The following is a 26,466-nucleotide window of genomic DNA, read 5'->3' as shown; positions in this document are numbered from 1 at the left end:
TCAATAACATGGCCTATCCCCTGCTAAACGCAAGTAAAAAGGGCGGGCGCAGCCTTCGCCGCACCCGCCCTTTTGACATATCGAAACCAGCTCAACCTTCGTCGGAAGGGGCAGCCGGTACTTCGCCTGTTTCTTCGCCTGCCGCTTCGGCGGCGCGCTTGGCCAGCAGCCATTCTTCGGCTTCGGCTTCCTGCGCTGCTTCGGCCGCCGCTTTCACATTGGCATCGCGTTCGGCGCGCAGTTCCTCGATCAGCTTTTCGCGGTCGCTGCCAGTCTCGACCGGGGCAGCTTCGTCTTCGATGCCGGCCTTCTTAGCGGCCTTGGCGACAACGGCATCGAGTTCGCGCTGCGAACACAGGCCAAGAGTCACCGGATCCTTGGGCTGGATGTTCTGGATGTTCCAGTGACTCCGCTCGCGGATTGCCGTGATGGTGTTGCGCGTCGTGCCGATCAGCTTTGAAATCTGCGCGTCGGACACTTCTGGGTGGCTACGGAGCAACCAGGCGATGCCATCGGGCTTGTCCTGACGTTTGGAGACAGGCGTATAGCGCGGGCCCTTGGTGCGGCTGACCGCAACCGGTGCGCGCTGCATCTTGAGCCGGTATTCCGAATCCTTCTGACCCTTGTCGATTTCTTCCTGCGTAAGCTCACCCGAATGGAGCGGATCGCGTCCGGTGTATTTGCTGCTCGCAAGATCGTCAGCCATGGCCTGCACTTCGAGAATATGAAGGCCGCAGAATTCGGCGATCTGTTCGAAGGAAAGGCCCGTATTATCGACCAGCCAGGTGGCGGTCGCATGCGGCATCAGAGGAGTGGGTTGGTCGGCCATGAAAGTGCCTTTTCTCGGAATATAAAAATAGAAGGGCCGCCCCTCGCGGAGCGGCCGTTGCACCAGTCATGTAGGCGAGAGGTGCGGATTCGGCAAGCTGGAAGGCACAGGCGCTCAAACGCGCCCCCAGTCAGCTGCCCTTGCTGACCTGCAGCACGATTTTCCCGATATGATCGCCAGCCTCCATCCGGGCGTGGGCCGCCGCGACGCCCGCCAGCGGAAAAACCTTGTCCATGACCGGCGCGACAGTGCCATCCTCGAATAACGGCCACGCGTGGTTGTATATCTCGTCGGCCAGCAGCGCCTTGAACTCGTCCGAGCGCGGCCGCAGCGTCGAACCGGTCATCGTGTGACGCTTGCTCATCAGTTTGGCCATGTTGATTTCCGCCTTGAGACCGCCGAGCACCGCGATCGTGACATGGCGCCCGTCGACCGCAAGGCAATCGAGATTGCGCTGAACATAGTCGCCCGACACCATGTCGAGCACGACGTCGACACCATTGCCGCCGGTAAACTCGTTGACCTTCTCGACAAAATCCTCGGTTTTGTAATTGATCGCCAGATCCGCCCCAACGCCGCGGGCAGCTTCACATTTTTCCTCGCTGCCAGCTGTGGTCACGACCTTGAGCCCGAATTCCTTGGCCAGCTGGATCGCCATTGTTCCGATGCCGCTGGTTCCGCCGTGCACAAGCAATGTCTCGCCTTCGCGCGCCCAGCCGCGCTCGAAGACATTGTGCCAGACAGTGAAGAGCGTCTCGGGTGCGGCGGCTGCGCTTGCCATGTCCATGGAGCGCGGGACTGCCAGGCAATGCTCTGCATGGGCCAAGCAATATTCGGCATAGCCCCCGCCGGAAACTAGCGCGCAGACGCGGCGGTTCAGCATTTCAGGTGCCGCGCCCTCCCCCACCGCGACCACGGTTCCGGAAATCTCCAGACCCGGTATCGGCGAAGACCCGGGAGGCGGCGGATAGAAGCCTTGCCGCTGGATCACATCGGGGCGGTTAACTCCGGCATATTCGACCTTTATGAGCACCTGTTTGGCACCCGGTACCGGAACCGGCAATTCTTCGGAGCGGAAGACATCCGGACCGCCGGGCGCATCAAAGCCCATCGCAGTCATCGTTTCCGGCACATTCTCAGCCACTTCTTGCCCCTCATTGCCTCATGTGGCCCCTGCCACCACGAAGCGGTGCATTACCGCGCAGCCGTGTTGACAGCAACCGCGCAAAAGAAGAGCATGCCCGTCATGGATGAAGACGACCGTCCGCGCCCCAAAGGCGATGCTGCCAGCAAACTCGCAGCCGAGGACCTGTCGCCATACTCGATTGATGAACTGGATGATCGAATTCGCCTGCTCGAGGACGAGATCGCGCGAGTGGAAAAGCACCGGCTGAATGCCGCTGCGCACCGCGATGCGGCCGACCAGCTGTTTGGCCGAAAGGACTGAACGATGGCAGGGGGGCTGAAATTTCTCCGCCCGCTTCCCATATCGTTCGAGCACACCGCCGTGCGGTCAGCTTTCATCAAGCTTGACCCGTTAGGCTCTCCAGGTCTCGCCAGTTTGCGAGTCTCCCGAAAGTAGGATCCGAATGCCAAGTTTCGCTGCCAACCTCGAAAAAACCCTCCACGCTGCCCTGACTGATGCGGGCGAGCGCCGCCACGAATATGCGACGCTTGAGCATTTGCTTCTCGCGCTCATCGGCGACGAGGATGCGGCAGAGGTCATGACCTCGTGCGGGGTCGAGCTGACCGAGCTGACCAATGTGGTCACTCAGTATCTTGAGCAGGAATATCAATCGCTTAAATCGGATGATGGCGCCGATCCTCAGCCCACAGCCGGTTTCCAGCGGGTCATCCAGCGCGCGATCCTGCATGTCCAGTCTTCGGGCAAGGATACCGTGACCGGCGCAAACGTCCTCGTAGCCCTGTTCTCCGAGCGGGACAGCTATGCGGTCTATTTCCTGCAGCAGCAGGACATGAGCCGCCTTGATGCAGTCAGCTTCATCAGCCACGGCATCGGCAAAGGCGGCAAGCAGGTCGAAAACCGTCCCGCGCAGGGCGCCGAGGAACCGCAAGGAACCGAAGGGACTGAGCAGACCAAGGGCGGCGACAAGAAAGAAACCGCCCTCGACCAGTTTACGGTCAACCTCAACAAGCGCGCCGAAGACGGCAAGATTGATCCGCTGATCGGCCGGGGGCCTGAAGTCGACCGTACGGTGCAGATCCTGTGCCGCCGGTCGAAGAACAACCCACTTTACGTGGGCGATCCAGGCGTGGGCAAGACGGCCATTGCCGAAGGCCTCGCACGTAAGATCGTGGAAGGCGATGTGCCCGAGGTCTTGCAAGATGCGGTGATCTATTCGCTCGACATGGGCGCCTTGCTTGCCGGTACGCGGTATCGCGGCGATTTCGAGGAACGGCTGAAGCAGGTCGTCAACGAGCTCGAGGGCATGCCCGATGCCGTTCTGTTCATCGACGAGATCCACACGGTAATCGGTGCGGGCGCAACCAGCGGCGGCGCGATGGACGCGTCGAACTTGCTGAAGCCTGCACTGTCCAGCGGAGCAATCCGCTGCATCGGGTCGACGACTTACAAGGAATTCCGCAACCACTTCGAAAAGGATCGCGCGCTTCTGCGTCGCTTCCAGAAAATCGACGTGAACGAGCCGACAATCGAGGATACAATCGAGATCCTCAAGGGCTTGCGCAGCGCCTTCGAAGAACACCACAAGGTCAAGTACACCCCCGACGCGCTCAAGACGGCGGTCGAGCTTTCGGCCCGCTACATCAATGACCGCAAGCTGCCCGACAAGGCGATCGATGTGATCGACGAAGTCGGCGCGATGCAGATGCTGGTGCCGCCCAGCCGCCGCAAGAAGAAGATCACGGCCAAGGAAATCGAAGCCGTGATTGCGACGATGGCGCGCATCCCGCCGAAATCTGTGTCGAGCGACGACAAGAAGGCGCTCGAGAACCTTTCGCGCGATCTCAAGCATGTCGTGTTTGGCCAGGATCCGGCAGTCGAGCGGCTTTCGACCGCGATGAAGCTCAGCCGTGCTGGTCTGCGCGATCCGGACAAGCCGATTGGCTCGTTCCTGTTCAGCGGCCCCACCGGTGTCGGCAAGACCGAGGTCGCGCGTCAGCTGGCGTCGATCATGGGTATCGAGCTCAAGCGCTTCGATATGTCCGAATATATGGAACGCCATTCGATCAGCCGCCTGATCGGCGCGCCTCCGGGCTATGTTGGTTATGACCAGGGCGGCCTTTTAACCGATGCGGTTGATCAGAACCCCCATTGCGTGCTCCTGCTCGACGAAATCGAGAAAGCGCATCCGGACCTGTTCAACATCCTGCTGCAGGTGATGGATAATGGTCGCCTGACCGATCACCACGGCAAGACCGTCGACTTCCGCAATGTGGTCCTCATCATGACGACCAACGCCGGTGCGTCCGACATGACCAAGCAGGGCATCGGATTTGGCGATGTGTCGAAGGAAGACGCCAGCGAAGAAGCGGTGAAGCGCATGTTTACACCGGAATTCCGCAACCGTCTCGATGCGATCGTACCGTTCGGTTACCTCAACCGCGCAACCGTCGCGCGCGTGGTCGACAAGTTCATCCTCCAGCTCGAACTGCAGCTCGCCGATCAGAACGTCGATATCCAGTTCGACAAGGAATCGCGCGCCTGGATGGCCGAGAAGGGCTACGATAAACTGTATGGCGCGCGCCCGATGGGCCGGTTGATCCAGGAAAAGATCAAGCAGCCGCTCGCTGAAGAGCTGCTGTTTGGCAAGCTGGCCGATGGCGGCGAAGTCGCGGTGACGATGAAGGACGGGAAACCTTCTTTCGAACTCACCCCGGCCCCGCCCAAGACCAAGCCGAAGCGCAAGCCCGCCGCCAAGAAGAAGGCGGCGCCCAAGAAGAAGCCTGACGCGGACGCGAACGAAGGCAAGAGCGAAAGCTGATCCGGCCGAGGCTGGCCAAGCCAGCCGCAATATGATTGAACCTCTCCTGTCGCTGCAGGGGAGGTTTTTTCATGAAATACGCCTATTGTTTTGCTCTCAGCCTCGCGCTCGCTTCGCCGGCGTTGGCACAGGATGCGAAGGACACGCCTGATACGGCCTTCACAAGCGCCGACCTGTTCGGCCTGAGCGTGGCCGCCGATCCGCAGATCAGCCCTGATGGCAAGCGCATCGCCTATGTGCGGCGCACCAACGACATTATGACCGACAGCTCCGTGAGTTCGATCTGGATGATTGACGCCTCCAGCGGCGCTCAAACTCCGCTCGTGACGGGAGCAGGATCCCACTCCAACCCGCGATGGTCGCCCGACGGCAGCCGCCTCGCCTATGTCTCGACGCAGAGCGGCGGCGGACCGGAATTGCACGTGCGCTGGATGAGCAGCGGGCAGAGTGCGAACATTACCGCACTGCCAGAAGCGCCCCAGTCGCTGGCATGGTCGCCGGACGGCACGCGCATTGCCTATTCGGCCCAGGTTGCAGGCGAAGGCCTCAAGCTGGGTACACCGCTGTCGCCGCCGGAAGGCGCGGAATGGGCACCTGGACCGCAAATCATCGACACCGTCACTTACCGTTTTGACGGGGCCGGCTATCTCAAGCCGGGGTTCACCCAGATCTTCCTCGTCAGCGCGGTCGGGGGATCGCCGCGGCAGCTCACTTTCGGTGACCGCAACCATGGCGGTGACATCGAATGGTCGCCCGAAGGCGGTACGATCCTGATCAGCGGAAACCGGGACGAGAATTGGGAACTCGATGCGATTGATAGCGAGGTCTATGCAATCGACGTGCAGTCGGGAGCCATTACCGCACTTACCGATCGCAACGGGCCGGATTTTGGCGCACAAATCTCGCCAGATGGGCGGCGTATAGCGTATCTCGGCTATGACGACCGCGAAATGGCCTACCAGCAAAACGGGCTCTACGTCATGGACCGCGATGGTTCGAACAAGCGCCGGATTGCCGAAAATGCAGACCACGACTTCGACCACCTCGAATGGACCGACGACGGGCTGTTCGCCAGCTACCAGGACGACGGGAAATACCGGGTCGCAAAAGTGACCATGTCGGGCAGTGTCAGCACGCTCGCCGCCGAAATCGTCGATACCTATTACACCCGGCCCTACGCAGGGGGTCAGTGGAGCGTCTCGGAGGGCGGCGCGCTGGCGTATACCAGCGGCAGCACGGCCCGCCCGTCGGACGTTTCAATCCTGCTCGGAAATCGCGCACGCCGTCTGACCGCGCTCAATGACCTCAAACTTGCCGGCAAGCGCATGGCGCAAGTCCGCGAGCTTGCCGTCACTGCGGCAGACGGAACGAAAATCCCCAGCTGGATCGTCTTGCCAGCCGATTGGCGTGAGGGCGAACCGGTGCCGATGATCCTGGAAATCCACGGCGGCCCCTATGCTGCCTATGGTCCCAGCTTTTCGTCCGATTACCAGATCTACGCTTCGGAAGGCTATGCCACGCTCTACACCAATCCGGGCGGCTCCACCGGCTATGGCCAGGCCTTCGCCGACCGGATCGAAGGCAATTACCCGATCTCCAACCATGACGAGCTGATGGCCGCAGTCGATGCCGCTGTCGCCGCCGGATATGCCGACCCCAAGAACCTGTTCGTGACCGGCGGTTCGGGTGGCGGCATCCTGACCGCGTGGATCGTCGGCAAGACCGACAGGTTCGCAGCTGCCGCGTCCTACAAGCCGGTGATCAACTGGACCAACATGGCCCTCATGAGCGACGGCTATGCCTTTTTCGGCAAGTACTGGATGAAAGGCCAGCCGTGGGAGCGCCAGGACGATTACTGGCGCCGTTCGCCGCTATCCAACGCGGGCAATGTGAAAACCCCCACCCTGATGCTGGTTGGCGAGGAAGACTACCGCACTCCGCGCAGCGAGGCCGAACAATTCTATGGCGCGCTCAAGGTTCAGGGCGTGGATACGGCGCTGGTGGTCATGCCCAATGCCAGCCACTCCGACCTGTCGATGTCGCCCAGCCAACAGGCAGCAAAGGGCGCTGCCGTGATCGCATGGTTCGACAAGTATAAATCCGAATAGGGAAACCTGCAGCTGTCCCTGTCGTTGAGACGGGGATGGCCGCACCCTTTTCCTGGATCAGACCCGACCCGCACGGGATTCATATCCTGCCCGCAGATTGCTGGGTCGATCCGTCGAAAGCCGTCGACAAGGCGCTCGTCACCCACGGCCATGCAGACCATGCGCGCGGCGGGCACGGACAGACTGTCGCCACACCCGAGACGCTGGCGATCATGAAGTTGCGCTACGCGACTTCCGATGGTGCCACACCGGTCGCGTATGGCGAGACGATCCGCCTCCCGGGCGGCGTAGCTGCGACCTACATCCCGGCCGGTCATGTGCTGGGGAGCTCGCAAATACTACTCGAACATGCGGATGAGCGCGTAATCGTCACCGGTGATTACAAGCGCCGGGCCGATCCCACCTGCCCGCCGTTCGAAGTCACCGCTTGTGATATCTTCATTACCGAAGCCACATTCGGACTGCCCGTATTCTGCCATCCTCCGATAGAGGAAGAGATGCAGAAACTGTTGGACCGCCTGGCCGCATACCCGGACCGCTGCGTGCTGGTCGGTGCCTATGCGCTGGGCAAGGCGCAGAGGGTCATCGCCGAGTTGCGCCGCGCAGGGCACAAGGATCCGATTTACCTCCACGGCGCGATGGAGAAGATGTGCCGACTGTATGAAGAACACGGTGTCGATCTTGGCGAGCTGCGCCTGGTTGCCGACCATACCAAAGACGACATGCGCGGTTCCATCGTGATCTGTCCGCCCTCGGCGCTCAACGACAGGTGGTCCCGCCGCCTGCCTGAACCGATCACCGCGATGGCCAGCGGCTGGATGCGCGTGCGCCAGCGGGCTCGCCAGCGTAATGTCGAATTGCCGCTCATCATCTCGGATCACGCGGACTGGGGCGAGCTTACCCGCACGATTGAAGAGGTCGGGGCGCAAGAAAACTGGATTACCCACGGCCGCGAAGATGCGCTACTGCGCTGGTGCCAGCTGCATCAGCGCCGCGCCCGCGCGCTCGCCATGGTCGGCTACGAAGACGAGGACGACTGAGGCGTGGAAGAGTTTGCCGCCCTGGTCGATGCGCTGATCTACACGCGGTCCCGCAATGAAAAGCTGCGCCTGATCGCAGAGTATTTGAAATCTGCGCCCGATCCCGATCGCGGCTGGGCCTTGGCCGCGCTGTCCGATGGGCTCGATTTTCCTGCCGTGAAAAGTTCGACAATTCGCAATTTGCTCAAAGAGCGCATCGACCCTGTGCTGTGGACGTTGAGCCGCGATTTCGTTGGCGACACGGCCGAAACGGCAAGCCTGTTGTGGCCCGCGCCCGATGAAACACCCTCTCCTCCCACAATCAGCGAAACCGTAGATCTGCTGGGCGCGATGAACCGGAAGAGCGTGCTGGCAGAGCTACCGAAACTGCTCGACCGGCTCGATTCCTCGGGCCGTTATGCGCTACTCAAACTTGCGACCGGCGGTATGCGCATCGGCATCTCCAGCCGCTTGGCGAAAACCGCTTTCGCGCAGGCGTTTGAGGTGTCGGTGGACGAAGTGGAGGAGTATTGGCACGGTCTCGGCGCGCCCTATCCGGAGTTGTTTTCATGGGCGGCAGACGGCGGCGATGCGCCTGACATCGAGAACCTGCCCACATTCCGCCCCTTCATGCTTGCGCATCCGCTGGAAGAGACGTTGGTCGATCTCGCGGAATATGCAGCCGAGTGGAAGTGGGATGGTATCCGCGTCCAGATCGTGCGCGCGGGCGGAGAAACGCGGCTCTACTCGCGCAGTGGGGACGATATTTCGGCGACCTTCCCCGAATTGCTCGACGTGCTGCCGATAAACGCAGTGCTTGATGGCGAATTGCTGGTGCGCGGCAATGTCCAGGGCGGCGCTGAAAACGCCAGAACGCAAGGCGGCGCTGCGAGCTTCAATGCGTTGCAGCAGCGGCTTGGCCGCAAAACAGTCAGCAAGAAGATGCTCAAGGAGGCACCAGCTTTCGTGAGGCTCTATGACGTCCTGATTGCCGAGGGCGAAGATTTGCGCAATTTACCGTGGACACAGCGGCGCGGCCGCCTCGAAAAGCTGATTGACCATCTGCCAGCCAGTCATTTCGATATAAGCGCGGTGGTCGAGGCAAAGGACTTCGAGCATTTGGCCCAAATCCGCGAGGGCAGCCGTGACGACGCGATCGAAGGGCTGATGCTCAAACGCAAGGACAGCCCTTACATTGCCGGGCGCCGCGTTGGCTATTGGTACAAGTGGAAACGCGATCCGCTGCTGGTCGATTGCGTGTTGATGTATGCGCAGCGCGGCAGCGGGAAGCGGTCGAGCTTCTTCTCGGACTATACCTTTGGCTGCTGGGACGGGAATCCTGACGCCGGGGCCGACCTGCTTCCGGTGGGCAAGGCTTATTCGGGCTTTACCGACGAAGAGCTCAAGAAGATCGACAAGCACGTCCGCCAGAACACGATCAACCGTTTCGGCCCGGTGCGCGAAACCGACAAGAGCCTCGTATTCGAAGTCGCCTTCGACAGTGTGCATGAGAGCAAGCGGCACAAATCCGGCCTGGCCATGCGCTTCCCCCGCATCCACCGCATCCGCTGGGAAAAACCCGCGCACGAAGCAGACCGGATCGAGGCCCTGCGCTCGCTCGTGAGGGATTGACGCCGCAGTAGCGGCCTTTAGGCCGGGCGGGAGATCAATCTGTCGGAGCCTTCCCATGTCTTATGCCACATCTACTCTTGCGACGTTCGCTCAGATGCTTGGTGCGCTCGATCACCTCGTCGGGAAAGCCGAGCAGTCGGGTAAGCCTGGCCTTCTCGAAGCGCGCCTGGCACCGGACATGCTCCCCCTGGCAACGCAGGTACGGCTCTCCACCTTCCAGGTATTGAACACAATGAACCGGCTTACGGGAGCCGGTATCGACCTTCCGGCAGAGGATCCTGTCACTTTCGACGATGCGAAGCAGCACATCGCGGCAGCGCGTGCGGCAGTTGAAGCGAGCTCAGCAGAAAGCTTTCCCGATGCCGATGCGCCGGTCGAATTCGACATTCCCAATGGTATGGAATTTGCGCTCAAGGCGCATGAATATGTGCGGGACTGGGCCATGGCGCAGTTCTATTTCCATCTCACCACCTTCTACGCGATCCTGCGGTCGGAAGGGGTAGAGGTCGGTAAAGCGGATTTCGTGCCTTACATGATGCGGCACATCAAGAAGCCTGCTGGCTAAGCCGCATTCCTGCCCGGCCATTGGAGAGAAGTTGCGCTGCGCAACATTTCGATCATGGCCGGCACAGCGGCTTAGGTCCGTCTTCAGCCCTTCAGCGCAGCGGCGACCGCCTCGGCATGGTGCTTGGCATTTTCGGCATAGTGCGCAGTGCCCATGCGCATGCCCATGACGGCAGCATCATCAAGATCGCGCATCTTGCGTGCAGGCCGGCCACCCCATAGCTCGCGCTCGCCCATGACCTTGCCCTCGGTGAGCATCGCGCCGGCGGCCAGCATCGCATCGCTGCCAATGACAGCCTTGTTCATGGCAATCGCACCGAGGCCGACGAAGCCGCGGTCCTCGATCACGCAGCCGTGAACCATGGCCATGTGTCCGATAAGCACGTCGTCACCGATCAGCAGCGGCGAGCCATCGGGATCGCCGGGGCGCGGCGGATCGCAGTGCAGCACGCTACCGTCCTGCACATTGCTGCGCTCGCCGATAACGATCCGGCTGACGTCGGCGCGCAGCACGCAATTATACCAGATCGAACTTTGTGCACCGATGGTCACATCGCCGACAATTGTGCAGCCGGGCGCGATAAAAGCGCTCTCGTGGATCTGCGGGGTCTTGCCGTGAATCGGCACGATAGTGACGCCGGGTCGTGTCATGTCTGGCTTTTCCATTCTTCGCGTGTGAGGCTGTACTGTATAACGGTGCGGTCTTCCGGCGGATAATCGGGATCTTCGAAATCGAGATCCTTGCGCCGGGTCATGCCAAGCTTCTCCATCAGCTTCCAGCTTCCCACATTGGCCTCGCTCGTCAAGGCGAAGACGTACGGCGCGGCGACCCGGCCGAACGCCCACTCCAGAACAGCCCGCATGGCTTCTTCGGCGTAGCCGCGCCGCCAGCGATCCTCCCGCACGAGCCACCCGATCTCGTGATCGCCAACATTGGATGCCAGGGGGTTGTCGACCCGCTTGATGCCGCAATGGCCGACCATCTCACCGCTCGCCTTTTCGACCATGAACAGGAAGCTGAAGCCTTCCCTGGCATAAAGCGCCTGCGACTTGGCGTGCTTCGCCTCGATTTCGTGGAGTTCCTTTACGCCGCCAAGCCGCGCCATGACCGTGGGCGTGTTCAGCAACCGGTCCTGCTCGAGAGCATCGCTGTCGTCGATCGTGCGGAGGACCAGCCGATCGGTTTCGGCGATGATGTCAGCCATGCCAATCGCCCTTCGAAATCGAATAAACGATGATGACCGGGTTCTCCTTGTCGAACTCGTCATTGGCAAAGTCGAGATCTTCGCGGCGCCGCATACCGAGGGCTTTCATGAGGCCCCAGCTCGGCGCATTACCTTGAACTGTCAGCGCGATCACTTCGTCCGCACCGAACCGCTCGAAGGCGAGGTTGAGCGAGGCGCTGGCAGCCTCCTTCGCATACCCCTTGCCCCACGCGTCTTCGCGCAGGCGCCAGCCGATTTCCATCATGCCGGTGGGTCCGCCCTGCTGGTTGCAGCGTTTGAGGCCGCAAAAGCCGAGTATGGCGTTGTCGTCCTTGCGCTCCACAACCCAGAATGTGTGCCCGTGGTCGCGTTCGTAGGACAGCAACCGTTCTTGTGCGCCCTGCCGCTTGGTATCGCTCGCCACGCCGCCGAGCCAGCGCATCACGTCCGGAGTGTTGGTGCCATCCCAAAACAATGGCCAATCCTCGTCGCGCCAATCGCGAAGGATGAGACGCTCTGTTTCGTGCCGGAACCCAGCCGCCACAGTCAGCCGCCCAGGAGGCGCGCGGCCAGCGGCGCGTGATAGGTCAGGACGCCCGAACAGCCGGCGCGTTTGAAAGCGATGAGTTTCTCCATCAGCAAGGCTTCGCGGTCACCGATACCGGCCGCAGCCCCTGCTTCGATCAGGGCGTATTCCCCGCTCACCTGATAGGCGTAAATCGGTACGCCAAATTCCTGTTTCGTGCGCCAGATCACGTCGAGATAGGCAAGGCCCGGCTTGACCATCACGCTATCGGCCCCTTCAGCAATATCGAGCGCGATCTCACGCAGCGCTTCATCGGCGTTTGCCGGATCCATCTGGTAGCTTTTCTTGTCGCCTTTCAGCAGTCCGCCGGACCCCACGGCGTCACGGAACGGACCGTAAAAGGCGGAGGCATATTTCGCCGCGTAGCTCATGATCTGCACATTGTGATGGCCGTTCATCTCGAGCGCCATCCTGATCGCCTTCACCCGGCCATCCATCATGTCGGACGGGGCGACGATGTCAGCGCCCGCCTCAGCCTGGACCAGCGCCTGATCCACCAGCACTGCAACTGTGTCATCATTCACGACATAGCCGTGATCATCGAGCAACCCATCTTGTCCATGGCTCGTATAGGGATCGAGCGCGATGTCGGTGAGAATGCCGATATCCGATCCGCAGGCATCGCGGACCGCCTTGATTGCGCGGCACATGAGGTTGTCGGGATTGAGCGCTTCGGCGCCGTCGTCGCTGCGCTTTTCCGCAGGCGTATTGGGGAACAACGCCACACACGGAATGCCAAGGGCCACGGCTTCCTTGGCCTGCTTTGCGATACCGTCGACCGACCAGCGAGAGACGCCCGGCAGGCTAGCGACCGGATCCTCGACACCGCTGCCTTCGGTGACGAAGAGCGGCCAGATGAGGTCGGCGGGAGTGAGCACCGTTTCACGGTGCATGCGGCGGCTCCAGTCATGGGCGCGCGTGCGCCGCATGCGGGTAGCGGGATAGGAGGCGTTGCTCATGACCATGCCGTTTGCCGCAATCGGCGCGGCGAGGCAATCTCGGGCGGCAGGCTCAAGTAACGGGTTGCGGATTATCGAGCTTGTCGATCTCGCGTGCCGGTACTTCTGATGCGACCTCGTCTGCAGTCGGCGCGAGATCTTCCAGCGCGGCCCCGGCCTCGACGGTCTTGATCTTGCGCAATGTCTCGCGGAAGCGCCGGAGCTCCTCGCCCGAAAGCTGGGCCCGCGTGACGAATTCGACCGAAGCAGGATTCACCGAACGGCCACTGCGATACATCTCGTAGTGAAGGTGCGGACCGGTCGACAGGCCGGTCGAGCCGACATAACCGATCACCTGGCCGCGCTTGACCGATTGGCCGCGGTTCACCGCAATCCGGCTCATGTGGCAGTACCGTGTGTCGATGCCATTGCCGTGACGCAGGCGGACTGCATTGCCGCAGCCTCCCATGCGTCCGGCACCTGTCACACTGCCGTCCGTTACGGCAACGATCGGCGTACCGTGACGCGCGCGGAAATCGACACCGCCATGCATACGGCGGTACCCGAGAATAGGGTGACGGCGCATTCCGTATCCCGAGCTCATCCCGCCCGGCACCGGAGCAACCAGGCCGCCGCGCTGTTCGCCAACGCCTGATGCTTCATAGAATTGTCCGTCCTTGCCCCAGCGCATCAGCTGGATCGGAGCGCGTGAGCCGCGCTCGAGGCCCGCAAAGACCAATTGGCCCGCCTGCCGCTCGCCCGTGGCGGCGCGGCGGTGAGATACGATGATATCGAAAGAATCGGTCGAGCGTACATCGCGCTCGAGGCTGACTTGCTGCGACAAGGCTTTGAGATAAGCCTGGACCGCACTCGCCGGAGCGCCAGCAGCACGCGCCGATCGATAAAGGCTGTCACCCACCGTACCGCGAATGCGCAGCGGCGTTTCGTCCGTGCGGATAACCTGCCGCGACAAAGTCAGGTCCGCACCGGGATCCAGCCGGGAAACAGCAAGCTGCAAGTCAAACCGTGCTCGGAAGCGGAGTTCCTCAAGCGGACGCGAAACGCCGGCAGCAGGGCGCCTGCCCAGAGTGATGTCGATCTGCGTCCCGGGCTCAAGCTCGTCGAGGGGCATCGCACGCTCGATCAGCGAAAGAACCTGGCTTGCTTCTTCGCGGCCCACGCCAGCGCGCAGCAGCGTTCGCTCGAAACTGTCTCCGGAACCAAGGGTGGCCATCATCTGCAATTCCGGACGCTCGGGCGCTTCTGCCAGGGGCCTCACCAGACTGTTCGGACCCATCCGGCGGCCAGTGTCCGCCCCCAGACCCAGCGGCAGAATGGCCTGGCTGTGATATTCGCCGAGGACGGCATCATCGTCAGGCAAAGGCGAAGCAGCTTCGAGAGGGGCAAAATCCGGCCAGAAGGCAAGCGCGACCACCGACAGCCCGACAAACGTCCCCAACCCCCTGAACCACCTTTTCGAGCCAATATCGGCTCCGAGATCCGGTGCGATATCCAGGGTTTCCACGTGGGCGAACATCTGGTCTCGGAAGGCTGCGAGCGAGAACGCAGGCCTGGCGGCGGAATCCACTGCAACCGCATAGGTGCCATCGCCTGCCAATCCATCGGGATTGTCATCGAGGTCCATAGCCAATTGCGGTTCCACGTCCTTTACGGACTCGTGCACCTGTAACCCTCCATCCCGGCTCTGCGACGCGCCTGTGCGACCAGCCGGTTTATCCATTGCGGATTAGTATATGGCGGAATCAAGGTAAAGATGCGCTTAACTGTAAGGCGGAAACAGTCCGAAATGCGACAGGATGCGGGTATCGGGCGGCAAGCGGTTGCACCCGGCGCATGGCGCTGCCACCTAGGGGGGGTGAAAGACGCCTCTATCAAGGCGGTCCTCGGACCCACCAATACCGGCAAGACCCACCTCGCCATTGAACGGATGTGCGCCCATTCCAGCGGTGTGATGGGCTTTCCGCTGCGCTTGCTGGCGCGCGAGGTCTACGACCGGCTGGTAGCGATCAAGGGCGAAAAGGCCGTCGCGCTGATCACCGGCGAACAGCGGATCGAACCGCCCGGCGCCCGGTACCTTTGCTGCACCGTCGAAGCGATGCCGCGCAACCCCGATGCCGCCTTCGTGGCGCTCGACGAGGCGCAGCTTTCTGCGGACCGTGAGCGCGGCCATGTCTTTACCGACCGACTGCTGAATGCACGCGGGAGGGAAGAGACCATGCTGCTTGGCGCTGCCACCCTCGAACCGATGGTGCGAGCCCTGATACCGAAAGCTGAAATTTCGGATCGCCCGCGATTCTCCACCCTCACCCACATCGGCCCCCGCAAATTGTCGCGCCTGCCGCCGCGCAGCGCGATTGTCGCGTTCAGTTCGGAAGCTGTTTACGCGGTCGCGGAAATGCTGCGGCGTTTTCGGGGCGGTGCCGCCGTGGTCATGGGAGCTCTTTCACCAGAAACGCGCAACAAGCAGGTCGAATTGTTCCAAAATGGTGAGGTTGATTATATCGTTGCCACCGATGCCATCGGAATGGGCCTAAACCTCGATGTAAACCACGTCGCCTTTGCCGGAGTGACGAAGTTCGACGGAATACGGATGCGGCGCCTGCATCCCGCAGAGATGGCCCAGATCGCCGGGCGCGCCGGGCGGCACCAGCGCGATGGGACATTCGGCACGCTTTCTGGCGCGGGCAACAAGATGGGCCCTTCTCCCGAATTCGACGAAGAAGACATCTACGCGATCGAAGAGCACCGTTTTGCTCCTATCACGAAGCTGTTCTGGCGTGAGGCGGAGCCCCGCTTCGACAGCATTCCCGTCCTGATCGGGGATCTTGAGAGTTTGCCGCAGCATGACGCCTTGCGCCTTGCGCCCGAAGCGATCGATCTGGCCACACTAAAGCGCCTCGCCGAGGAACCCTTCGCCGCGTCGATCCGCGGTCACGGCCAGATGCGCCGCTTCTGGGAAGCCTGCTCGCTTCCCGATTTCCGCCAGCGGGGCCCCGACGTGCACGCCCGCTTCATCGCAAGGCTCTGGCAGGACCTGCAAGGCGGCTATATCGGCGCAGACTTCGTCGCGGCCCGCATCTCGGAACTCGACAATACCAGCGGCGACATCGATACGCTGCAGGGGCGGATCGCGGCGATTCGCACCTGGGCCTATATCTGCCAGCGCCCTGACTGGGTGCTTGCCCGTGACGAAATGGCGTCACGCGCCCGCGCAGTCGAAGCCAAATTGTCAGATGCGCTTCATGCGCGCCTGACCGAAAGATTCGTCAACCGGAGGACGGCAATACTCATGAAATCGCTGGGACAGGATGCAAGTATTCTCCCGATAACATTGGCTGAAGATGGCACGCTGAGCGTGGAGGACGAGGCATTGGGCCACGTCGAGGGCTTCCGCTTCAAGGTGGATGCTGCGGCCAATCACGCGGACCGCAAGATGCTGCTGTCTGCGGCCGAAAAAGCCTTGCCCCGCATCCTCGGAGAGCGCGCTGAAGCTCTTGCGGCGTCTGATCTGGCCGATATCGAACTTGCGCGCGGCGCGATCCGCTGGAACGGCCACATGCTCGCAAAGCTGAAGCAGCGAGACGATCAGGTGAAGCCCGAGCTTGAGCCCGCGAATGAACTGGCAATGCTTCCGGATCGTGCCCGCGCCAGTTTGATGGCTGCGCTCGATAGCTGGCTCGACAAGAAGCTCGAACCGCTCGAACCATTGCGCAAGATGCACATAGCGGCGACCAATCCCGAAGCGGGATCGCAGGCCCGCGCGCTGTTGCTCAACCTTATCTCCGGTCATGGCTTCGTGACGCGCGAAGCCGCAGGGCTCGAGCATCTGCCCAAGGAAATGCGTCCGTTCCTGCGCAAGATCGGCGTAACGTTCGGGGCGCTCGACATTTTCTCGCCGATGCTGCTCAAGCCCGCTCCGAGGCAGCTGCTCAGTGCGCTTGGCACTGACCGCAGGCCCCTCCAGGAAGCGATGCTGCCGGTGATTCCGGACGCGAAAAAGCTTCCCGCAGGTTATCGCCATGCAGGTTCGCAGGCGATCAGGCTGGACCTGGCAGAAAAGATCTTCCGCGCCGCACACGATGCCAGGGCAAAGGCAGATAAGCAGCGCAAATTTCGTCTCAATCTCGCCCTGCCGATATCGATCGGGCTGGAGCAGAAGAATGCCGAGCGCCTGCTGGGCCAGGCCGGTTTCCGCGTGCAACACGCCAGACCGCTGGCTGAAAACGTGCAAGGTCCGCCCCGCCCCGACAGTTGGGAGTGGCGCCCGTCGCGGCGCAAGCCGCAGCGGGCTGCGCCGGCAGCCGCGAAACCGCGCGAAGGCAGTGCATTCGCCGGCCTGGCAGACCTCATCAAGCAGGGCTGAGGGTGCGGATCGACCGCCTGCTTTGCCTCCTGCGGTTCGTGCGCACCCGCAGCGCAGCACACAAGCTGGTCGAGAAAGGACATATCCGCCGCAATGGCGAGCGGATCATTCGCGCCAGCCGCGATATTGCGGAAGGCGATGTCCTCACGCTGCCTCTCGGGAACAGCGTCCACCTGATAGAGATTATCTCCTTGCCCGAGCGGCGCGGACCCCCGCGCGAAGCCGAGGCGTGTTACCGCAAGCTTGACCCGAGCGGTCAAAATGGAAATAGCAGCGCAAATACCACCGCGAGACAGGGAAAGATCGCACCATGACCTATGTCGTCACCGACGCTTGTATCAAATGCAAATACACCGATTGCGTCGAGGTCTGCCCCGTCGACTGTTTCTATGAAGGCGAGAACATGCTCGTCATCAACCCGTCGGAATGCATCGACTGCGGCGTGTGCGAGCCGGAATGCCCCGCAGAAGCCATCCTGCCCGATACCGAGGACAATCTCGAAAAGTGGCTCGAGCTGAACACCAAGTTTTCCGCCGAATGGCCGAACATTACCAGCCAGAAGGAACCGCCCGCGGATGCCGACGAGCATAAGGGCGAAGAGGGCAAGTTTGAAAAGTTCTTCTCGCCCGAACCCGGCGAAGGCGACTGATAACTCATTTCCTTGTTCGATGATCTGAAGGCTGCCTGGGCATCGGGCGGTGATGACAACATTGGTCTGATCGCTGCAGGCATTGCGCATTATGCGCTGCTTGCACTTGTGCCGTCGCTCGGCGCGCTCGTGCTCGGATATGGCCTGTTCGCCGATCCGGCGACTGTATCGAAGCATATCGCCCTGCTATCCGGGAGCCTACCGCCTTCGGCCGCCGAACTTATCGGAGAGCAATTGCGTAATGTCACTGAGGGGGCCGATGGCACCAAGGGGTTCGGCCTGCTGGTATCGCTCGGCATTGCCCTGTTTGGAGCGCGCAATGGCGCACGCGCCCTGATGACAGGGCTCAATGTCGCCTTCAATGCCGACAAAGGGCGCGGGTTTGTCCGGGCGAACCTGGTCGCGCTGGCAATTACTCTGGCAGGCGTGATGGGACTGGCCGTGATCGGCGGCGCGGTGACGCTCGTCGCAGCCCTGAGCGGGCCATTTGGCGAACTTGCCAGCTTCATATTCCTGCTTATTGCCGCAAGCGGAGCCGCAGCGCTGCTCTATCGCCATGCTCCGAACAATCCCTCCCCGACGTGGTCAGCGATTTGGCCCGGAGCAGTACTGTTCGCGTCGACGTGGTTTCTGGCGACAGCTGCATTTGCGTATTACGCAGCAAATTTCGGGAGTTACAACGCGGCCTATGGATCGCTCGGCGCGGTCATTGTGCTGATCACATGGTTCTATGCCAGCGGGTTCTTTCTTTTGCTCGGGGCCGAATTGGCAGCAGTGCGCAATGGCCGACTGCGGCCCAGCGCGAACAAAGACGTCCCAGACTCGCAATAATCCACAGGTTGTGCTATATAATGCAACAACTGCGCCGGTGTGCTCCCGGGCAGATGTAAGAATCGAAAGGGCCGGAAGAGCATCCATTCTGCAATCTGAACGATTGCCGCTTCCCTTTGGGGTCTGCGGAACGGTTGTTTTGCAGCATTGGAAATGTCTTTCCGCACGAAAGGACTAATGCATGGCGAGTAAGCCTGAAGCTTTCGACGTTGGTGACTACGTCGTTTATCCCAAGCACGGTGTAGGCCGTGTCATCGAACTGCAGAGCGAGGAAATCGCCGGCATGCAGCTCGAACTCTATGTTCTACGGTTCGAGAAAGAGCGCATGACGCTCCGCGTGCCAGTAAACAAGGTCGAATCCATCGGCATGCGCAAGCTGTCCAGCGACAAGACTCTCAAGGAAGCGATGGAAACCCTGAAGGGTAAGCCCAAGGTCAAGCGCACCATGTGGTCGCGCCGCGCCCAGGAATATGAAGCCAAGATCAATTCTGGCGAGATCGTCCTGATCGCAGAAGTCACGCGCGACCTGTTCCGTCCGGATGACCAGCCCGAGCAAAGCTATTCGGAACGCCAGATTTTCGAAGCAGCCTCCAGCCGTCTCGCCCGCGAACTCGCGGCAATGGAAAAGACCGACGAAGCAACTGCGCTTGAAAAGATCCTCGACGTGCTGCGCGAACATGCGCCGCAATATTACGAGAACACCGAAGAAGCCTGATCGGCGAAAGCCGCATACAGCTCGACAAAGGGGCCGCTCCGCAAGGGGCGGCCCTTTTCGTATGGGTTGCAGCCAGTTGCTCGCTGTATTATATCGCCAATACAGATTGAGCAGGAATCATAGAGGGAAACCGGCAATGCTTATCAAACTTCTCAAGGGGCTTGCCCCGGTTGCGGCACTGGCTGCTGGATCGCTTGTCGCTGGCTGCGACCAGATGGATATCCAGATCGGCGATTCGAAAGGCGTCCCGCTGGCAGAGCTGGATATGGCCGGAGCTGCGCCCACAGAGCTGGTGCTTGCCGCCCCAGACAAGGTTATCGTCACCACGGGAGACGCGCTGGATATCGAAGTAACCGGTGACCAGGAAGCTGTCGACGCGATGCGCTTCCACCTGGACGACGATTCGCTTGGCATTACCCGCGCCAAGGACAGCGGTAAGAACATCGGAAGCGCAACCGTGCGCGTGACCATGCCCAGCCTGACCGCGATGGTAATCGCAGGTTCCGGTTCGGTCGAAGCCGACCGGATGACAGGCAGGGCAGAGGCCACGATCGCTGGCTCGGGATCCGCCAAGGTCAACAGCATGGACGTCGATAGCCTCGATCTGACCATTGCCGGGTCAGGTGACTTCGAAACTACCGGATCCGCCGCCAAGCTGGATCTGACGGTTGCCGGGTCCGGTCAAAGCCGGATGGCCGGTCTCAAGGTCGGAAACGCCGATATCTCGGTTGCCGGTTCAGGTGACGCTGAGTTTGATTCCGATGGCAAGGTAGAGGCCAGTATTGTCGGATCGGGCAGCGTAACAGTCAACGGCAACGCATCCTGCACCGTTTCTTCGGTCGGTTCGGGCAAGCTCAACTGCCGCAGCGGTACGACTGCGGCGTCAGAGAAACCTGAGGCGCCGAAAGCACCTGAAAGCCCTGAAGCACCGGAAGCACCGGACGCACCGTCAACCTGAGTCATCGCCAAGCAAGGCTTTTTCGGCTAGGCGGCGCTGCGAAGGGAATTCGCATGCGCCGTCTGGCACTTACCATCCTACCGATCGCCTCACTTGCACTCCCCGGATGTGTCGGCACGCTTGTCGATGTCGCAACTGCGCCGGTTAAGGTCGTGAGCAAGGGCGTGGACCTGGCCACGACAAGCCAGTCGGAATCCGACGAAAAGCGAGGCAGGGAAATCCGCCGCCGCGAGGAACGGCTCGCCAAGCTCGAGCGCGATTACGAAAAACAGCTGGATGAATGCGAAGAGGGTAGCCGCCGCGCCTGTGACGATGCGCGCGACACTTACGCCGAGATGCAGCAGATCCTGCCGACCATACCGGTCGAGCCCGAAGACGATTAGTCGGGCGGCGTGGCTGCCCTGCGCAGCCGGTCATTGATCGCAACGCCGATGCCTTCTTCCGGGATCGGTGCGACCGCGATACGCGGTTTTTCGGAAGCCGCGCCCAAATGCAGGCACGCATAAAGACGTGCCGCCGCTTCTTCGAGATCGCCGCTGGCGGACAGGGTACAATCCCCCGGCATCGCCCCGAAACCGATAGTGAAGTCGTCTGGCGCAACTTCCGCCGCATTCAGGCGGACGGGCTTGCCCGGGGCATAGTGGCTGGCCAGCTGGCCCGGCGCTTCAATGCCGTCGCCCGGCACTGGCGCCTGCCCGGTCGCAATTGTCACCGGGCCGGGTCGCAATATTTCAAGCTGACCGAATTCCCGCACAGCAACAATCGTCGACTCGACACCGGACCGGCATTCGCCGCCATCCAGAACGGCATCGATTCGCCCACCCAGCGATGCAAGCACGTGGTTCGCGCTGGTGGGACTGATGAACCCGCTCCGGTTTGCAGAGGGTGCGGCGACAGGAAAATCCACTTCGGCCAAGAGCGCCCTCATCAAGGGATGATCGGGCATTCGGAGCGCGACTGTCGGCAGGCCAGCAGTAACCGCATCAGCCAGGCCGCTATCCGCTTTTCTTGGCACGACCAAGGTAAGCGAACCCGGCCAGTGGGCTGCGGCCAGGGCTTCGGCTTCAGGAGTCAGCTGTGCAAGCCTCCGCGCCTGCTTCATATCGCGGACATGCACGATGAGCGGGTTAAAGCTCGGGCGGCCCTTCGCCTCGTATATCCTGGCCACGGCGCGGTCGTCATCGGCACGCGCCGCCAGTCCGTAGACCGTTTCAGTCGGCACAGCGACAAGGCCGCCATCTCGCAGGATCGCTGCGGCACGATCTATGCCACCTTTGTCCGCTAGAAGCGTTTCCGTAGCGTATTTGCCGACCATGCCCGTGCGCTATATCTGAAGGCGCATAAAGCCAAGAGGAATGCATCCGTGACCTACACTCCCGCCACCCAGGACCAACTGCTCGCCATCCGCGTGAATGCAGGAATCGAGGAGCTTGCGAAGAGCGAGAAATTCGCCGCCGCCGAGCCTGACATGGTCGAAGCCATCGTCGAAGGCGTGGGGCAATTTGCGGCGGGCGAGTTCGCTCCGCTCAACCGGGTAGGCGATCTCGAAGGTGCCAAGCTGGAAAACGGCGTCGTTCGCCTGCCTCAGGGATACAGCGAAGCGTACGACAATTATGTCGAGCAGGGCTGGAACACGATTGCTTCGCCAGCGGAATTTGGCGGACAGGGACTTCCCTTCACCCTTGCCTGCAACGTGCTGGAAAACCTCGGCACCGCCAATATGGCGTTCAACCTGCTGCCCATGCTGAGTGTCGGAGCGATCGAAGCGCTCGAGCATCATGGTTCCGGTGAATTGCAGGACAAGTATCTTCCCAGGCTGGTTAGCGGCGAATGGTCAGGGACGATGAACCTGACCGAGCCGCAGGCTGGCAGTGACCTCGGCGCCCTGCGCGCCACGGCGACCCCCGTTGAGGACGGCGAACATGCCGGTAAATATCTGATCAAGGGTCAGAAAATCTACATCACTTGGGGCGAACACGAGCTTTCGAAGAATATCATCCACCTCGTCTTGGCGCGCCTGCCCGATGCGCCCGACGGCAGCCGCGGCATTTCGCTGTTTATCGTTCCGAAGTACCACGTGAATGCCGATGGCTCTCTCGGCCCGCGCAACGATCTGCGGTGCGTCAGCCTCGAACACAAGCTGGGCATCAATGCCTCGCCCACCTGCGTGATGAGCTACGGCGATAATGGCGAGTGTGTCGGTGAACTGGTCGGCGCACCCCACCGCGGGCTGATGGCGATGTTCACGATGATGAACAACGCCCGGATCAATGTCGGCAATCAGGGCGTCCAGATTGGCGAGCGAGCGACACAGCAAGCGCTCTATTACGCGAAAGAGCGGGTCCAGTCGGCCCGGGCCGGATCACCGGACAAGGAACCGGTTGCAATCGTGGAGCACCCTGACGTGCGTCGCATGTTGCTGCGGATGAAGGCCCTCACACAGGGCGCCCGCGCATTACTTTACTACACCGCAGGACAGGTAGACCGCGGCGTGCTGGGCGATGAGAATGCCAAAGCACGCGGCGAAGTCCTCACCCCGCTGATCAAGGCGTGGGGCACCGATATCGGCACCGAAGTGGCCAGCCTTGGCATTCAGGTACACGGCGGAATGGGCTTTGTGGAAGAAACCGGCGCAGCCCAGCATTGGCGCGATTCGCGCATCGCACCGATCTATGAAGGAACAAATGGTATCCAGGCCGCGGACTTGGTCACGCGCAAGCTTGGCATGGACAATGGGCAGGCGCTGATCTCCCTGACGGAAGATATTGCCCGTGATTGCGCGGACGAGCCCAGCCTGTTTGCCCTTGCAGGTGACTGCGCCGCTGTTGCTCGGTGGATGCGCGAAGAGGCTAGCCTAGATGACAAGCTGGCGGGCAGCGTGCCCTTCACCACGATGATGTCCGTGGCAGTGGCTGGATGGCAATTGGTCAAACAGCTGCGCGCCATCGAGGCAGGCGAAGCGCCCTCGCTGGCGAAGTCTAAACAGGCCAGCGTGCGCTTCTTCCTCGACCGCATCGTGCCCGAAGCAGCGGGCTTGCGCGCTGCAGCAACAGCCGGGGCCGAGGGGCTTTACGCAATCGATACAGACGCGCTGCTTGGCTGAGCCAAGTTGCGCCGCGCGACTTAGTCGGCGGTCACTTCGCGGGCGTAATCATCGCGCCCGAAAGTTGCTTCCTGTCCGCGCAGCTCGCGCTGCGGAGGCAAGCGGCGGCCCGTCACGCGCTCGATAGCACCCTGCGGAGCAGCGCCATCTGCCGACACGCGCCAGATGATGCCGGCGGTATCGTCACTGACGAGAAGTGATCCGTCACCAGCGAACTCGACCCATGTGGGCCGGCCGCGAGTCGTGCCCTCGCCTGTTAGGAACCCGCCGAGCACCTCGATGGGCGCGCCTTGGGGATTGCCGCGTTCGTCAAACGCCACATAGACCACGTCATAACCGGACGGCGGCTTACGGTTCCACGACCCGTGTCGGGCAATGAATGCGCCGTTGGAGAAGTTCTCGCCCATGGCCGCGCCTTCCTTGCTGAACACCAGTCCGAGGGCCGCAACGTGCGGTCCAAGGGCGTATTCGGGCTTGCGGACGTAATTGATGAAAGAGGGGTAGGGATATTTGACGCGGCGATCATAATTATCGCCCCAATACACCCACGGCCAGCCATACTGCGCGCCGACCGGTACATTGGTGAGATAGTCGGGCACGAGGTCCGACCCAAGCATGTCGCGCTCGTTGACCGTGGTCCACAATTCACCGGACCAAGGGCTGAAATCGAGGCCGTTGGCATTACGCAATCCGCCAGCGAACTGGCGGCGCTGGCCGGTTTCCAGCGCAATTTCCCAAATGAGGGCGCGGCCTTCTTCGGCCTCCATCCCCTTGTCGGCGATATTGGTATCCGATCCTACGGCCACGTAGAGCCGGTCGCCATCGGGATGCAGCGCAAGATTGCGCATCCAGTGGCCGCCATTAGGCGCAAGGTCGGTGAGCTTGGTTGCCTCACCCGAAACCGTCTCGGCGCCAAGCTCGTAAGGAAACGCCAGCACCTCGTCGTGATTGGCTACATAAAGCGTGCCATCGTTCCAGGCGAGACCCGACGGCGAATCGAGGTCGTCAAGCAGAACGACCCTGCGCTCGGCCGTACCGTCCCCATCTGCATCACGCAGCAGGACAACTTGGTTGGGAGACGTGCCGCCCGCCCCGGCCAACGCCATCAGCCTATCGGCAATCCAGCCCGTAATGCCGCCGCCTTCCTTGGCGGGTGCGCGGGTCAGCGAAACGAGGATATCGCCATTGGGAAGCGCCTGAAGGGTGCGCGGATGTTCCAGCCCCTCGGCGAAGCGAGTGACGGTCAGCCCCTCGGCAGCAGTCGGCTTTTCGTCTGCCGCCCACCCGACCGGCTCGGCGATCGACACCGTCGGGAATGTTTCTGCATCGGGTTCATCGAGCCTCGGGTCCGTGCCTACCACCTCGTCGATCGGAACGTCTGCGGTATCGCCGCGCGAAATGAAGTAGAACGCGATGGCCAATACCGCGACGATGACGAGAAGGGCGATGCCCAGCTTCTTCAGGATGCTCATAAAAAAACCGATAGGGCGTCACCGCCTCGCCCGCAACGCCTCTTGCATGTGCACAGTGTTCGCCTAGATCGCTCGCATGTTCGATTTCCGACCCGCACCCGATTGTCCCAAGCCAGAAGCCTACAGGCAATTGGTGGATGCCGCCGACGCGCTGACGTCTGGCGAGAGCGATGCAGTGGCCAACATGGCAAACGTGGCTGCTGTGCTGTGGGACTTCCTGCCGGACCTGAATTGGGCGGGCTTTTACCGCGTCATTGAGGGTGAACTGGTCTTGGGCCCCTTCATGGGCCGACCAGCCTGTATCCGTATTCCGATGGGCAGCGGCGTTTGCGGAGTTGCCGCGAAAACCGGTGAAACGCAGCTCGTCGAGGACGTGCACGCATTCCCGGGCCATATCGCCTGCGATTCGGTCACCAATTCGGAACTCGTCGTCCCGGTAACACGTGATGGCCAAGTGATTGCGGTCATTGATCTCGACAGCCCCAGGACTTCCCGCTTCGATCAGGAAGATCGGGACGGCGTGGAAAAATTGGCCCAAATCCTCGGCTCACGCATCTAAAACTGCCCCGAAAGGGGACGCGCAAGCAGCTTTTTTGCCGCTCGCTCCGAGCAATGATAGTTTAAGTCCCAGAACTGGACTCACCTTTCGGAGCGTCACGACATGAACCGCCACGCCATTTTCCTGACCGGCATCGCCGCCTGCTGCGCCTCGCCAGCTGTCGCGCAGGATCCGGAGGTTAATTCCGAGGCTGGTGAATACGTGATCGCGACTCCGGCAGAAGAGGCCGCCGATATCGTTATCGAAATCGAAGACGTTGACGTCCTTCCGGCACAGCGCGTCATCCCCGCCCGACGCCAGCCCGTCGTCATCCGGCGCGTGATCGTCGAAGATGATATGCGAGCGGCGGGCGCCGACTACGCACGCGACGGTCAGGTGCCGCACGCTTATCATATTCGCAGACAGGCCCCTCACCATGGCGATCGCGGTGGCCGGGATATGCAAACGCTACCGGTTCCGGCCGGTGCGCGTATCGTGAGTTTTAATCGCGAGCAGTGGCTTGCCGAGTGCCGTGACCGCCTTTCGACCTATGAGGAAAGCGACCGCGGAAAGATCATCGGCGCCCTTACAGGAGCCGCCTTGGGCGGCCTTGCCGGAAACCGCATAGCTGGCCGGGGCAACCGCACTGTTGGTACGGTCCTGGGCGCAGGTGCAGGGGCGCTGGCAGGTGCCGCTATCGGCGATGCACTCGAAGGCGATCCTCAGCCCAGCGCATCGGCATATGGCGAGTGCGAAGCCTATCTCGACGATTACATGGAAAGCGCGCGCAGCGGCGAATTGCAGACGGTACCAGCCTATTATGGTCAGGAATACATGCTTGTGCCAGTCACGATCACCATCCCGCAAAGGGCAGTGTACCGCGAGGTGGAGGTTGAAGTCTCTGATTGAGGCCGCAACGCCGCCCGGTTGCTTAGGCGGAAATTAACCACATTGCCCTAGTCCCGGCATT

25 protein-coding genes are annotated in these 26,466 nt (G+C 61.5%); 16 read left to right on the top strand and 9 right to left on the bottom strand.

All coding sequences use genetic code 11. The features are described 5' to 3' along the window. Window positions 1-91: 91 nt before the first annotated feature. Together K3166_RS13040 and K3166_RS13035 are read right to left on the bottom strand one after the other, a co-directional pair. Entirely contained in the window at window positions 92-829 is a 738-nt protein-coding gene (locus tag K3166_RS13040; protein WP_221422618.1) for a DUF1013 domain-containing protein, read from the bottom strand. 130 nt (window positions 830-959) lie between these two features. After that, window positions 960-1,949: an NAD(P)H-quinone oxidoreductase gene (locus K3166_RS13035; protein ID WP_221424128.1), complete on the bottom strand. Its 990-nt coding sequence runs from the start codon at window positions 1,947-1,949 to the stop codon at window positions 960-962. Window positions 1,950-2,075: 126 nt separating this feature from the next. On the opposite strand from K3166_RS13035, the gene K3166_RS13030 reads away from it, so the two are divergent. The 6 genes from K3166_RS13030 (at window position 2,076) to K3166_RS13005 (ending at window position 10,118) form a co-directional block, all read left to right on the top strand. Further along, window positions 2,076-2,276: a DUF1192 domain-containing protein gene (locus K3166_RS13030; protein ID WP_221422617.1), complete on the top strand. Its 201-nt coding sequence runs from the start codon at window positions 2,076-2,078 to the stop codon at window positions 2,274-2,276. Window positions 2,277-2,418: 142 nt separating this feature from the next. Beyond that, window positions 2,419-4,794, top strand: a complete 2,376-nt coding sequence (gene clpA, locus K3166_RS13025) for an ATP-dependent Clp protease ATP-binding subunit ClpA (protein ID WP_221422616.1) — start codon at window positions 2,419-2,421, stop codon at window positions 4,792-4,794. Window positions 4,795-4,865: 71 nt separating this feature from the next. Then, the gene (locus K3166_RS13020; RefSeq protein ID WP_221422615.1) at window positions 4,866-6,902 is read left to right on the top strand and encodes an alpha/beta hydrolase family protein; all 2,037 of its coding nucleotides are present in this window, start codon (window positions 4,866-4,868) and stop codon (window positions 6,900-6,902) included. Between the two features lie 35 nt (window positions 6,903-6,937). Continuing rightward, window positions 6,938-7,942 carry a ligase-associated DNA damage response exonuclease gene (locus K3166_RS13015; RefSeq protein WP_221422614.1) on the top strand — a complete coding sequence of 335 codons (1,005 nt, stop codon included), beginning with the start codon at window positions 6,938-6,940 and terminating at the stop codon, window positions 7,940-7,942. A gap of 3 nt (window positions 7,943-7,945) precedes the next feature. Next, a complete protein-coding gene (locus K3166_RS13010) occupies window positions 7,946-9,553 on the top strand; it encodes a cisplatin damage response ATP-dependent DNA ligase (RefSeq protein ID WP_221422613.1) in 1,608 nt (535 codons plus the stop codon). A gap of 55 nt (window positions 9,554-9,608) precedes the next feature. After that, window positions 9,609-10,118, top strand: coding sequence for a DUF1993 family protein (locus tag K3166_RS13005; protein ID WP_221422612.1), 510 nt, complete (start codon window positions 9,609-9,611; stop codon window positions 10,116-10,118). A gap of 83 nt (window positions 10,119-10,201) precedes the next feature. Here K3166_RS13005 and K3166_RS13000 read toward each other — a convergent pair whose 3' ends face one another. The 5 genes from K3166_RS13000 to K3166_RS12980 are packed head-to-tail and all read right to left on the bottom strand — an operon-like array spanning window position 10,202 to window position 14,491. Further along, the gene (locus K3166_RS13000; protein ID WP_221422611.1) at window positions 10,202-10,768 is read right to left on the bottom strand and encodes a gamma carbonic anhydrase family protein; all 567 of its coding nucleotides are present in this window, start codon (window positions 10,766-10,768) and stop codon (window positions 10,202-10,204) included. Then, window positions 10,765-11,322 (bottom strand): GNAT family N-acetyltransferase, encoded by a 558-nt coding sequence (locus tag K3166_RS12995; RefSeq protein ID WP_221422610.1) that lies wholly within the window; start codon window positions 11,320-11,322, stop codon window positions 10,765-10,767. Before K3166_RS12995 ends, K3166_RS13000 begins: the two co-directional genes overlap by 4 nt. After that, the gene (locus K3166_RS12990; RefSeq protein ID WP_221422609.1) at window positions 11,315-11,866 is read right to left on the bottom strand and encodes a GNAT family N-acetyltransferase; all 552 of its coding nucleotides are present in this window, start codon (window positions 11,864-11,866) and stop codon (window positions 11,315-11,317) included. The genes K3166_RS12995 and K3166_RS12990 overlap by 8 nt, the downstream gene beginning before the upstream one ends. 2 nt (window positions 11,867-11,868) lie before the next feature. Then, the gene (gene hemB / locus K3166_RS12985; RefSeq protein ID WP_221422608.1) at window positions 11,869-12,867 is read right to left on the bottom strand and encodes a porphobilinogen synthase; all 999 of its coding nucleotides are present in this window, start codon (window positions 12,865-12,867) and stop codon (window positions 11,869-11,871) included. A gap of 52 nt (window positions 12,868-12,919) precedes the next feature. Then, the gene (locus K3166_RS12980) at window positions 12,920-14,491 is read right to left on the bottom strand and encodes a M23 family metallopeptidase (RefSeq protein WP_221424127.1); all 1,572 of its coding nucleotides are present in this window, start codon (window positions 14,489-14,491) and stop codon (window positions 12,920-12,922) included. Between the two features lie 231 nt (window positions 14,492-14,722). Between K3166_RS12980 and K3166_RS12975 the strand changes: the two genes are divergently transcribed. From K3166_RS12975 to K3166_RS12945, 7 genes are all read left to right on the top strand, one after another. Further along, window positions 14,723-17,230 (top strand): helicase-related protein, encoded by a 2,508-nt coding sequence (locus K3166_RS12975; protein WP_247714660.1) that lies wholly within the window; start codon window positions 14,723-14,725, stop codon window positions 17,228-17,230. Window positions 17,231-17,232: 2 nt separating this feature from the next. After that, on the top strand, window positions 17,233-17,544 hold the full coding sequence (locus K3166_RS12970; RefSeq protein WP_221422606.1) for an RNA-binding S4 domain-containing protein: 312 nt from the start codon (window positions 17,233-17,235) through the stop codon (window positions 17,542-17,544). After that, window positions 17,541-17,879, top strand: coding sequence for a ferredoxin FdxA (gene fdxA, locus K3166_RS12965; RefSeq protein WP_221422605.1), 339 nt, complete (start codon window positions 17,541-17,543; stop codon window positions 17,877-17,879). Before K3166_RS12970 ends, fdxA begins: the two co-directional genes overlap by 4 nt. A 12-nt stretch (window positions 17,880-17,891) precedes the next feature. After that, window positions 17,892-18,710: a YihY/virulence factor BrkB family protein gene (locus tag K3166_RS12960; protein ID WP_247714659.1), complete on the top strand. Its 819-nt coding sequence runs from the start codon at window positions 17,892-17,894 to the stop codon at window positions 18,708-18,710. Window positions 18,711-18,891: 181 nt separating this feature from the next. Beyond that, entirely contained in the window at window positions 18,892-19,425 is a 534-nt protein-coding gene (locus tag K3166_RS12955; RefSeq protein ID WP_221422604.1) for a CarD family transcriptional regulator, read from the top strand. Window positions 19,426-19,561: 136 nt separating this feature from the next. Then, window positions 19,562-20,383 carry a head GIN domain-containing protein gene (locus tag K3166_RS12950; protein ID WP_221422603.1) on the top strand — a complete coding sequence of 274 codons (822 nt, stop codon included), beginning with the start codon at window positions 19,562-19,564 and terminating at the stop codon, window positions 20,381-20,383. A 53-nt stretch (window positions 20,384-20,436) separates the two neighbouring features. After that, window positions 20,437-20,766 carry a hypothetical protein gene (locus K3166_RS12945; protein ID WP_221422602.1) on the top strand — a complete coding sequence of 110 codons (330 nt, stop codon included), beginning with the start codon at window positions 20,437-20,439 and terminating at the stop codon, window positions 20,764-20,766. Here K3166_RS12945 and K3166_RS12940 read toward each other — a convergent pair. Next, the gene (locus K3166_RS12940; protein WP_221422601.1) at window positions 20,763-21,698 is read right to left on the bottom strand and encodes an L-threonylcarbamoyladenylate synthase; all 936 of its coding nucleotides are present in this window, start codon (window positions 21,696-21,698) and stop codon (window positions 20,763-20,765) included. The genes K3166_RS12945 and K3166_RS12940 overlap by 4 nt on opposite strands. Before the next feature lie 48 nt (window positions 21,699-21,746). Between K3166_RS12940 and K3166_RS12935 the strand changes: the two genes are divergently transcribed. Then, a complete protein-coding gene (locus K3166_RS12935) occupies window positions 21,747-23,486 on the top strand; it encodes an acyl-CoA dehydrogenase family protein (RefSeq protein WP_221422600.1) in 1,740 nt (579 codons plus the stop codon). A gap of 20 nt (window positions 23,487-23,506) precedes the next feature. On the opposite strand, the gene K3166_RS12930 is transcribed toward K3166_RS12935, so the two are convergent. Next, entirely contained in the window at window positions 23,507-24,958 is a 1,452-nt protein-coding gene (locus tag K3166_RS12930; protein WP_221422599.1) for a PQQ-dependent sugar dehydrogenase, read from the bottom strand. A 76-nt stretch (window positions 24,959-25,034) separates the two neighbouring features. Here K3166_RS12930 and K3166_RS12925 point away from each other — a divergent pair, with 76 nt between their 5' ends. After that, window positions 25,035-25,517: a GAF domain-containing protein gene (locus tag K3166_RS12925; protein WP_221422598.1), complete on the top strand. Its 483-nt coding sequence runs from the start codon at window positions 25,035-25,037 to the stop codon at window positions 25,515-25,517. A gap of 102 nt (window positions 25,518-25,619) precedes the next feature. Continuing rightward, on the top strand, window positions 25,620-26,405 hold the full coding sequence (locus K3166_RS12920) for a glycine zipper 2TM domain-containing protein (protein ID WP_247714658.1): 786 nt from the start codon (window positions 25,620-25,622) through the stop codon (window positions 26,403-26,405). Window positions 26,406-26,466: the final 61 nt, after the last annotated feature.

The organism is Qipengyuania psychrotolerans (genome assembly GCF_019711355.1).
In the GTDB taxonomy this organism is placed as follows: Bacteria; Pseudomonadota; Alphaproteobacteria; order Sphingomonadales; family Sphingomonadaceae; genus Qipengyuania; species Qipengyuania psychrotolerans.
This window is presented reverse-complemented; position numbering and strand designations above follow the sequence as displayed.

What these genes read in the sequence shown, in the direction of transcription:
- K3166_RS13040 (WP_221422618.1), bottom strand. Translation starts at nt 829, where the DNA reads ATGGCCGACCAACCCACTCCTCTGATGCCGCATGCGACCGCCACCTGG.
- K3166_RS13035 (WP_221424128.1), bottom strand. Translation starts at nt 1,949, where the DNA reads ATGACTGCGATGGGCTTTGATGCGCCCGGCGGTCCGGATGTCTTCCGC.
- K3166_RS13030 (WP_221422617.1), top strand. Translation starts at nt 2,076, where the DNA reads ATGGATGAAGACGACCGTCCGCGCCCCAAAGGCGATGCTGCCAGCAAA.
- clpA (WP_221422616.1), top strand. Translation starts at nt 2,419, where the DNA reads ATGCCAAGTTTCGCTGCCAACCTCGAAAAAACCCTCCACGCTGCCCTG.
- K3166_RS13020 (WP_221422615.1), top strand. Translation starts at nt 4,866, where the DNA reads ATGAAATACGCCTATTGTTTTGCTCTCAGCCTCGCGCTCGCTTCGCCG.
- K3166_RS13015 (WP_221422614.1), top strand. Translation starts at nt 6,938, where the DNA reads ATGGCCGCACCCTTTTCCTGGATCAGACCCGACCCGCACGGGATTCAT.
- K3166_RS13005 (WP_221422612.1), top strand. Translation starts at nt 9,609, where the DNA reads ATGTCTTATGCCACATCTACTCTTGCGACGTTCGCTCAGATGCTTGGT.
- K3166_RS13000 (WP_221422611.1), bottom strand. Translation starts at nt 10,768, where the DNA reads ATGACACGACCCGGCGTCACTATCGTGCCGATTCACGGCAAGACCCCG.
- K3166_RS12995 (WP_221422610.1), bottom strand. Translation starts at nt 11,322, where the DNA reads ATGGCTGACATCATCGCCGAAACCGATCGGCTGGTCCTCCGCACGATC.
- hemB (WP_221422608.1), bottom strand. Translation starts at nt 12,867, where the DNA reads ATGAGCAACGCCTCCTATCCCGCTACCCGCATGCGGCGCACGCGCGCC.
- K3166_RS12980 (WP_221424127.1), bottom strand. Translation starts at nt 14,491, where the DNA reads ATGGACCTCGATGACAATCCCGATGGATTGGCAGGCGATGGCACCTAT.
- fdxA (WP_221422605.1), top strand. Translation starts at nt 17,541, where the DNA reads ATGACCTATGTCGTCACCGACGCTTGTATCAAATGCAAATACACCGAT.
- K3166_RS12955 (WP_221422604.1), top strand. Translation starts at nt 18,892, where the DNA reads ATGGCGAGTAAGCCTGAAGCTTTCGACGTTGGTGACTACGTCGTTTAT.
- K3166_RS12950 (WP_221422603.1), top strand. Translation starts at nt 19,562, where the DNA reads ATGCTTATCAAACTTCTCAAGGGGCTTGCCCCGGTTGCGGCACTGGCT.
- K3166_RS12945 (WP_221422602.1), top strand. Translation starts at nt 20,437, where the DNA reads ATGCGCCGTCTGGCACTTACCATCCTACCGATCGCCTCACTTGCACTC.
- K3166_RS12940 (WP_221422601.1), bottom strand. Translation starts at nt 21,698, where the DNA reads ATGGTCGGCAAATACGCTACGGAAACGCTTCTAGCGGACAAAGGTGGC.
- K3166_RS12930 (WP_221422599.1), bottom strand. Translation starts at nt 24,958, where the DNA reads ATGAGCATCCTGAAGAAGCTGGGCATCGCCCTTCTCGTCATCGTCGCG.
- K3166_RS12925 (WP_221422598.1), top strand. Translation starts at nt 25,035, where the DNA reads ATGTTCGATTTCCGACCCGCACCCGATTGTCCCAAGCCAGAAGCCTAC.
- K3166_RS12920 (WP_247714658.1), top strand. Translation starts at nt 25,620, where the DNA reads ATGAACCGCCACGCCATTTTCCTGACCGGCATCGCCGCCTGCTGCGCC.